At 70.3% G+C, this 9,132-nt stretch carries 4 protein-coding genes; all 4 read left to right on the forward strand.

Annotated elements, in window-relative coordinates:
• Positions 1 to 45: 45 nt before the first annotated feature.
• Positions 46 to 4,926 (forward strand): FtsK/SpoIIIE domain-containing protein, encoded by a 4,881-nt coding sequence (locus AC08OO_RS07965; RefSeq protein ID WP_476610099.1) that lies wholly within the window; start codon positions 46 to 48, stop codon positions 4,924 to 4,926.
• Positions 4,914 to 5,183, forward strand: a complete 270-nt coding sequence (locus AC08OO_RS07970) for a pyrophosphorylase (protein ID WP_476608401.1) — start codon at positions 4,914 to 4,916, stop codon at positions 5,181 to 5,183. Before AC08OO_RS07965 ends, AC08OO_RS07970 begins: the two co-directional genes overlap by 13 nt.
• A 139-nt stretch (positions 5,184 to 5,322) precedes the next feature.
• Entirely contained in the window at positions 5,323 to 5,610 is a 288-nt protein-coding gene (locus tag AC08OO_RS07975; RefSeq protein ID WP_476610100.1) for a hypothetical protein, read from the forward strand.
• Between the two features lie 733 nt (positions 5,611 to 6,343).
• The coding region (locus tag AC08OO_RS07980; protein ID WP_476618378.1) for a LysM peptidoglycan-binding domain-containing protein at positions 6,344 to 9,132 on the forward strand (2,789 nt) is incomplete at its 3' end.

A 9,132-nucleotide genomic window follows, 5' to 3' on the forward strand; every position in this document is an offset into this window, starting at 1 on the left:
TCGGCCGGTCCCGCTCCCCGCTTTTCCACGCCGTATCTTCCATACATGCGCTTCACCCTCACCGTCCGCGATGCCACCCGGAATTCCAGCACGGACGTACTACTGACCGCCGCCCCGGAAACCCCACTCCGTGCGGTGGCCGGGGCGATGGCCGCCGCTGTCCGCCCGCAGCGGCGTACTCCCACACCGGCGCGGGCCGGGCCCTCGATCAACGTCTCCGGTACCGTCCGTCCACTCGACCCGGAGACGACCCTGGCCTCCTCGCCGCTGCGTGAGGGTGCGGTGGTAAGCCTTGATGCTGCGGTGTCCCGGCGGGTCCGCGGGACGGGTCTGGTCGACCTGATGATCATCGGCGGACCCGGGGCGGGCGACATTCACCACCTGCCGGCGGGTGAGTTCACCGTCGGCTCGGGACCCGGCTGCACTGTCACGCTGGGGGGTCACAGCAGCGACGAGCCCGCGCTGACCATCCGGGTCGAGGTCGGCGGTCGGTGCACCGTCACAGCCGGTCCGGGCGCGGCCGTCGTCGGCGACCATCCATCGTCGCCTGCCGGCACCATCCTGGCCGCGGTGCGGATCGCCCCGGTGACGTTGCTGCTCGTGCGGCCCGCACCGCTCACGGTGCTGACCCGCCCGTCCGTCTCCGCTCCTGGCATGCTCGACGTCAACCGTCCGCCTCGCCTGCATCCGCCGGAGCGGGAGTCCGTCTTTGTCCTGCCGGCCGCACCCGCCGAACCCCGCCGTGTTCAGGTTCCGGTGCTCACGACGGTGCTGCCGCTTGTCGCCGCCCTGGGCATGGCAGCCCTGCTGCGGACGGTCTACGTTCTGCTCTTCGCGGTGCTGGCGCCAGTGAGCCTGGCCGCCTCCGTGGTGAGCGGCCGACGGCGGGAGGGCCGGGAGTTCCGTGCGGCCATGGCCCGCTACCGGCAGGAGCGGGACGGCGTCGAGGCCGCGGCTCGTGCCGCACTTGCGGCGGAATGCGCCGAGCGTCGTCGCAGCCACCCCGATCCGGCAAGCCTCCTCGCCACCGCTCAGGGACCGACTGCGACGCTGTGGGAGCGGCGTCGTCATGACCCCGAGCACCTGCACCTGAGGTTCGGCACGGCCGACCTGCCAAGCAGGGTCCGGACCACGGACCCCTCCCCTGTCGCCGTCACGCCCCGGCAGCCCCCGGCCTGGGTCGCTCCCGATGTCCCCGCCGTCATTGCTCTGGCCGAGCGGGGAGTGCTCGGCGTCACCGGTCGGGGCATGTTGCCGCAGCTTCTCGGCAGCTGGCTCGTCATCCAGGCCGCTGTCCTGCACAGCCCTCGCGATCTCCGGATCTGTCTACTGATCGGCTCCACAGGCATCGTCGATGCCTGGCGATGGATCCGCTGGCTGCCGCACTGTCGGCCGTTGGTACAGGAGAAAGCCATTTTCGTCGGAGCCGACGAGGTCAGCCGCTCCCGCCGGATCGCCGAACTTACATCCTTGATCGAGAGTCGCCGCGCCCATCCGCCCGAGGCGCCCAGATCCGACCCCGACATCCTGGTCGTGCTGGACGGGGCCCGGATGCTGCGCTCCGTTCCCGGGATGACGACCGTGCTACGCGGCGGACCGGCGGTCGGCATCCACATCATCTGCCTGGAGGCCGACGTCCGGGACCTTCCGCCCGAATGCCGGGCCATTGTCGAACAGGACGGCGACGAGTTGTTGATGCGGCAGGATCGGTCAGCCGTGATCAGACATGTCTGCCCGGACCTTATCGGTCTCACCGGCCAGGCCGGAGCACCGGCCGTCGATGCCGCGGGACTGGCCTCCGCGGCCGGCTGGTGTGAGTCGGTCGCCAGAGCCTTGGCGCCGCTGCGCGACGCCGGTGACGACGACTCCGAGGGCCTTCCCTCCGCCGTCCGGCTCCTGGACATCCTCGGCGCCGGCCCACCCAGGCCGAAGGTGATCCAAGATTTCTGGTCATCGGTGCCGCAGCCGCCCCGGGGCGCGGCGAGCAGGGCGGTACCAGTCGGGATCGGTGAGGGTGGGAGGTTCACGATCGATCTCTCTCGCGACGGACCGCACGGGCTGGTCGCTGGCACGACCGGGGCGGGAAAGTCCGAACTGCTGCAGACGATCATTGCTGCGCACGCCGTGATGTACCGCCCGGACGAGATGATCTTCGTGCTGGTTGACTACAAGGGAGGCAGCGCGTTCGCCGAGTGCGCCGCTCTCCCCCACACCGTCGGTATGGTCACCGACCTCGATCCGCACCTGGTTCGACGCGCGCTGAGCTCGCTCAGCGCGGAGCTTCGCAGACGGGAACGGATGTTGGCCGCAGCCGGAGCGAAGGACCTCGACGCCTTTCGACGTCTGCTCCCTCATCCCATCGAGCGTCCGACGATTCCCCGCCTACTTCTGGTCGTCGACGAATTCGCCACGCTAGCCCGCGAACTACCCGAATTCGTCGCCGGATTGGTCAACCTGGCCCAACGCGGACGGTCGCTCGGGATCCATCTCCTACTGGCCACCCAACGCCCCGCGGGGGTGGTGTCACCGGAGATCCGGGCGAATACGAACCTGCGCATCGCGTTGCGGGTCACCGACGCGGCGGAGAGCGAGGACGTCGTCGGCTGCCCGGCCGCTGCTCTGATCAGCCCGGCCACTCCCGGTCGGGCGGTGGTACGCACCGGCCCGGGCATCACGACAGCCGTTCAGACCGGGTGGATCGGTGGACCGGATCCGGTCACCGGACCAGGCGGAGACGGCTCGTCCGGAATTCCTGTGCCCAGGGTCACCCCGCTACCGTGGCCGGAACCGGACGACGCTCCACGTCGGGATGCCGACACGTCCCAGGTGGTGCCGGCGCCGTCGGACGGACCGCCGTCGGAAGACGTGTCCCTGGCAGAGCCGCGCACCGACCTGGCTGCTCTGGTCTCGGCAATACGGGAGGCCTCGACGAGGCTCGGGATCTCTCCGGTACCCAGTCCGTGGCTTCCCCCGCTCCCTGAGCGGATTACCCTCGACGCCCTCGTCGGGGCGACCGCCGGCCGCACCGACCCGAGCGACCACACCGGCCCTGGCGACCACACCATCGCCGCGGATGGCTACGGCCGCCGTCCGGCGGGCTCCAACCGTCCGGCGGGCTCCAGCGGATCCCCCGGGCTCCACGCGGACGGTCTCGTTCGGCTCCCTCCCGTCGCCATCGGGCTGGCCGATCACTGTGACCGTCAGCTTCAGCTGCCCTTCACGATCGATCTGGAACACGGCGGCCACCTCATGATCGTCGGCTCGCCACGGACCGGGCGCTCGACCGTGTTGCGCACCGCTGCCGGCGCCCTCGCCACCGCCCTGCCCGTCGGCGAGCTCCATCTCTACGGACTGGACTGCGGCGGCAACGCCCTGGCACCCCTCGCGGACCTGCCGCACTCCGGTGCCGTGGTGAGCCGGGACGATCCCGAGCGGGTCGCGAGGCTCCTCGCCCGTCTGGCCAATGAGATCAGCGAACGGCAGACGATCCTCTCCCGGAAAGGCTTCATGGATCTTGCCGAGGCCCGGCGGTCGTGGCGGCCGTCCCCCGGCGATGCGGGCGACGCCATGCGCCCATCGCCGTACCTGGTGCTGCTCGTCGACCGGTTCGAAGGATTTCTGGCCGCGTTTGAGGACGTCGACGGAGGAATACTCGTCGACCAATTTCTGCGGCTGGTGCGCGAAGGTCAGGCGGCGGGCCTGCGAGTGATCATCACTACCGATCGACGAGGGTTGATCGGGCGGCTGGCGTCGCTCGTCGACGAACGACTACTCCTGCGGATGGCCGACCCTTCCGACTACGCGCTCGCCGGCCTGTCCCCGTTCGACGTGCCCGGGACGCTGCCCGCCGGACGTGGGGTCGCGGTCGGAGGTCGGTTCCCCAGCCCCGTGGAGACACAGATCGCGCTGCTCGACGCGGACCCCACAGGCCGGGCTCAGGTTGCGGCACTGCGGGCGGTGGGCTCTCGGGCGATGTCCCATGCGGGCCGATCTGTGGAGGTGCCGCGAAGGCTGCCGGAGCGCTTCGATCGTCGTCCTTTCCGGATCGACGCGCTGCCCTCCCTCGTCACATCCGAGCAGATGGAACGCGCGCCCGGGCGGTCGCGGAGATCCGTGGCGGCGGCCATGCGCCCAGAAAATCGATCTTCGCTGCACGTGCCGATCGGAATCGGAGGGGACGAGCTGGAGATCGTCGAGGTGGATCTGGATGCCGACAGTCCCGGTTTCATGATCAGCGGCCCGCCACGATCCGGGCGCAGTTGCGTTCTACTCACGCTGGCGTTGTCACTCCTTACCGAAGGTGCCCGAATCGTCGCGTTGACGCCGCGTCCGTCGCCCCTTCGTTCCCTCGCCCACCGACCCGGTGTCGTCGCCGTTCTGGACGGAACCATGAACCTCGTGGAGGAGGCGGGAAGCAACAGCACCAGCCGTCACGGCGGCCGCGGGCGGGGTGAGTCAGCCGTCACGCCGAAGACCCGTCGGACCGACACCACCCGGTCGCTGACCGACCTGCCAACCGGCCTGTCAGGGGACGAACCTCTGGTCGTCCTCGTCGACGACGCCGAACTGGTCGGTGAACGGGCCGCGGCCGAGCTGGCGGCCTTCTGGCAGGCCGCACGCGACGGCGGCGGCGTGTTGATCGTCGCCGGTACGACCGAGGAGCTGCTGGGCCAGTACCGCGGATTCCTCGTCGACGTCCGCCGCGGTGGGTACGGGCTGCTCCTGGCCCCGGGGCGGCCGGGTGACGGCGAACTGCTCGGAGTCCGGCTGTCCCGCACGATCGGCGGCCCCGCGCCTCCAGGTCGCGGGGTGCTGGTGCGCCGCGGAGCCGTCCTTCCCGTCCAGGTCGCCTGTCCCCCGACACCCAACCTGCTCACGTCCCCCTCTGCTCGAGTCCCGAAAGGAACAATGCCGTGCGAACCGTGACCACACCAGCGGCCCAACAGGCGGCCGGGCGGATGAGCCGACAGCTACCCGATCTGCAGGCGACCACGACAAATCTGATCAATCATGGCAATACGTTGGCGGACCCGCGAAACTGGGAGGGCCCGAAGGCGCAGGTTTTTCGTGCCCAGGTCTGGCCGGAGGTACAGAACGCGCTGACCGACCTGCGGACGAACCTCGCCGAGCTCGCCCGCGGCATCACCGAGATCAACCGCCGAACCGCCGCGGCCGGAAGCTGAGGGATCACCCCGGGACCGCACCCTCCCGGGACCGCACCCTCCCGGGACCACTGTCCACTGCGCCGTTCGCTCTCTTCCATGCCATCGAGGCGCTTTGCCGCCGAGACGGCCGTCCAGTTCCCCGTCACCGGAGCACACCATGACCCAGCCGTCCGATGTCACCGTCCGCAGCACGCCACAAGCCGTGACCGCCATCGCCGATCTCACCACGATCATCAACGGCACGCTGCTCACCCATTTCGACGAGCTCCGCGCCGCGGCGAAGGTACTGATCGACCCGGAGAGCTGGGACGGCCGTAGCGCGGTCGATTTCCGGACCACCGTCTGGCCGGGATACGACCGGACCCTCACCGAACTGCACACCCAGCTGGATCAGCTACGTGCGCGGCTCGCCGAGATTCAGAACGAGATCCAGAGTGCCGGATGACCAGACCACTCCGGGGTCGGTCCGGCCTCGGTGTGTGGCCAGCGCCGGTGTTCCGCGGATGCGGGAATGGACAAGGTGGTCGATCGAAGATACGCCTGCCCTGGTACGCCGCGACAGTGGACACTTTTAGAGATAACTCAACGTAAGAATAAATTTGGACATTTAGCATCAGAACGACACCAGATGCCCACCCTGAGTAAGGTATCATAGATCTTTCATCTCGAAATTTCCTCTACGCAACCACACTGGTACGATTACAGCGGGTTCGTCCTTCTGTCGCCGTCCAGGCACAGCAGCGCGAGGAGGCCGGGTGTCCACTGCACGAGATCGACGTGCGGGCATCCAGGCGGCTCGGCGCCGCTCCCGCAAGTCCCGTCGGCTCGCCCCAGTCCAGAGCCTGGAGCGCCGGCATCCACGGCGGAGACATGCCATCGACCGGATCCAGATAATGGTCACAAGAAGGTCAGGGAACTGCTGCTTCGCCCTGGAAACCGGCTTCCAGCGACCTAGCATGAGCGCCACGCAACCGGGCACGAGGCCGTGCCCGGAGTGCCCATGCGCCCGACCCTGCGCCTGATCGGGGACGTTCATGTCCACGCCGCTCCCGCCACCATCGACACCACTTCGATCCGCGCGGCCGTCCTCGCCGCCGGCATCGATGACGTCCGCCTCTCCGGCGGCGGCACCGCGGTCACGACGGCGGCTTCCGCATGCCGGCGACCCTCCCTATCGGATGGTCGATGACAGGCCCGGGAGTGTGCCGGCCCGCCAGCCGGTGCCGGTGGTCTCCGCGGAGCTGCGGTCTCGGGAACGGCTGCGCGCCGCCGGGGCCATCGCTGCGATCGCCGGTGTCGTCCTCGGCGTTCCGGTCGTACTGATCCTGGTACTGGGTCCACCGCTCCAGAGCAGGGGCGGAACCGGCGCGGTCGTCCGAGCCATCCTGTCCCTGCTCTTCTGGGCCGCCTGGCTGCACTTCACCGCCTGTCTCATCGCGGAATGCCGAGCCGAGCTGCGCGGTACCGGCCTCGCCCCGCGGATACCGCTGGGCGGCGCCCCCCAGAACCTCGCCCGCCGTCTCGTCGCCACATCCGTGTTGTTCTCCGGGACGACGGTTCTGGTCGCCCCGATGACATACGCCCGGGCCCCCGCCGTTCCGCCTGCGCCCGGCCGGATGGGGACGGCAATGCCGGTATCGACGACCTCGGCGGCCCTGGTCGCTCCGCGGCCGGCTCCGGACGACAGGGCGCCCGCGCTCACGAGGGGTGATCGGGCTCCGGTGACCACGACAACGGATCCCGGCGCCGGCGCACCGACCCAGCAGACCTGGCCGTCACGGCCGGAACCGGGGAGCGGCCCGGCTGGCCCGGCTGGCCCGGCTGGCCCGGCTGGCCCGGCTGGCCCGGCTGGCCGCATGACACCGCGTGTCCGCCACGCCGAGTTGATCAGTCCGATCGCGGATCCGAACAGCCGGCTCGTGCCCAACGGGCGCATGATGAAGCTCTACGAGGTGCGACCTGCCGAGGGACGCCACCACGACACCCTCTGGGGCATCGCGGAGCGCTTCCTCGGTGACGGTCTACGGTATCGGGAGATCTTCGACCTCAACGAGGGTCGTGCCCAGCCGGACGGCCGCACGCTGTCCAAGCCATCGCTCATCCATGCCGGCTGGGTGCTGCTGCTGCCCGCCGACGCGCAGGGCGAGGGCCTGCAGGCACTGCATGTGCCGGACTCCGTCCCGGGATGGCCTGCCGCCGAAACGGGTACCGCGCCCCCCACCCCCGGCGGCTACGACCTCACTGACCTCGACAACCACGGCCCCGGCGACCCGGGCCTCGATGATCCAGAACCCAGCTATCCCGATTTCGAAGACCCCGGGCCGGGGGACAGCGACGGTCGTCTCGGCGCCTCTCGTGCGCTGGCGGTCCTGGATGACGCGGCCGCGGTCGTCTCGGCGCAGAACACCGCGGTGGTCACCGGTGGCCCCGCTACACCCGGCCTGCTCACGTCCGACTCCTTCGGACCGTCCTCCCAGGGTCTGCTGGGGATAGCAGCCGCCAGCCTGCTCGCCGCCGGAGTCATGGTGGCGTTGTCCACACGCCGGTCGGGGCCGGCGAGCCCCCCGGAGGACGAGACAGAGCGCGCGCTGCTCCTGGCCGCCGACACGGATGCCGCCCGATTTGTCGACCGCTCACTGCGCGTTCTGTCTGCCGGCCTGACCGATCTGGGACGTCTGCTTCCCCCGGTGTACGCGGCGATCCTCACCGACGACCTGCTGATCCTGCACATGGCACCCGCGGAGGAGGAGCCTCCACCGCCCCCATGGACCGTTGGCGAGGTGCCCGGGTCCTGGCGGATCGAGCGGATGCCCGGTCTGCCCGGTGACCAGCCGGCCCAGATGATCGCCCAGATGACGGCCGGCGTGCCGGCTCCGTTCCCGGCCCTCGTCACCTTCGGCCGGGACGACGCCGGGTCACGCATTCTCGTCGACCTGGAAGGCGCTCCGGGCATCATCAGCCTGATCGGCGACCTGGACGTCGCGACGGAGGTCGCGATCGCCGTGGCGATCGAGCTGGGAACCAACGTGTGGTCGGATGATCTGCGGGTCTGTCTGGTGGGTTTCCCGGCCGGCACCGGAGCCGACCTGACGACGATCGCACCCGCTCGGGTCTGGACAGCGGACGACCTGAGCGCCGTCCTCGACGAACTCGCCGGACCACAGGACGACGCCGGTCGCACCGGCGTCGGTCGCACCGGCGTCGATCCGGCACCGGCAGACCCGCCGACGGTCACCGCGGGCGGCCGCGATCGGGTCACCGGCAATCCACGGGCGCTGGCACCCGATCTACTCATTCTCGCGGCCCCTCCCGCAGCCGCCGACGTCGCCCGGTTGACCAGGATGGCGAACGGGCGGGACGACGCCGTGGGAGTCCTCACCGTCGGCGACACCCCGGCCGCCCGCTGGCGCTTCACGGTCGAGTCGGACCGCCGCGTGTCCCTCGGCGTTCTCGGCGTCCAGGTACGGGCGCAGGCTCTGAGCATGACCGAGTACACCTCGATCACCGCGCTGTTCCATCGGGCCGATGCGGCGGGATCTCCCGCCCGGGCCTCGGGCAGCCTGCCGGACGAGAGTCTGCCGGACGACGGCCCCCCACCACCCCCCGTATCACAGCCGCCCGCCGGACCGATCTTCGCCGGACCCACCGCGACCGGGCCGGCAACTACCCGGCCCGACGAGCCGACAAGGCCACCCTCACAACGCGGCTCCATGCCCGGGGCGCTGCCCTGGACGCCGAAACTCTCAGCCCTCACCGGGCCTGCCTTCCCCCAGCCGCTCTCGACCGTCCCCGCTCCGGCAGGCCCACTCCCCGACCCCGGCTCTGCCACACCGGAGCCACGCGGAGCGGGACCGCAGGACATGCACGGTCGCGCCGCGGTCCTGCCCGGCACCGGATTCCCACCCACCATTTCCCCGCCGGACGACGATCCGACGCGACCGCCCTCGAACGGCCGCCGGCTCCCCAC

This window comes from Frankia sp. CeCAU1, from assembly GCF_977971845.1.

Excerpts from the sequence above, each read along its gene's own strand:
- AC08OO_RS07965 (WP_476610099.1), top strand. The coding sequence starts at position 46 with ATGCGCTTCACCCTCACCGTCCGCGATGCCACCCGGAATTCCAGCACG.
- AC08OO_RS07975 (WP_476610100.1), top strand. The coding sequence starts at position 5,323 with ATGACCCAGCCGTCCGATGTCACCGTCCGCAGCACGCCACAAGCCGTG.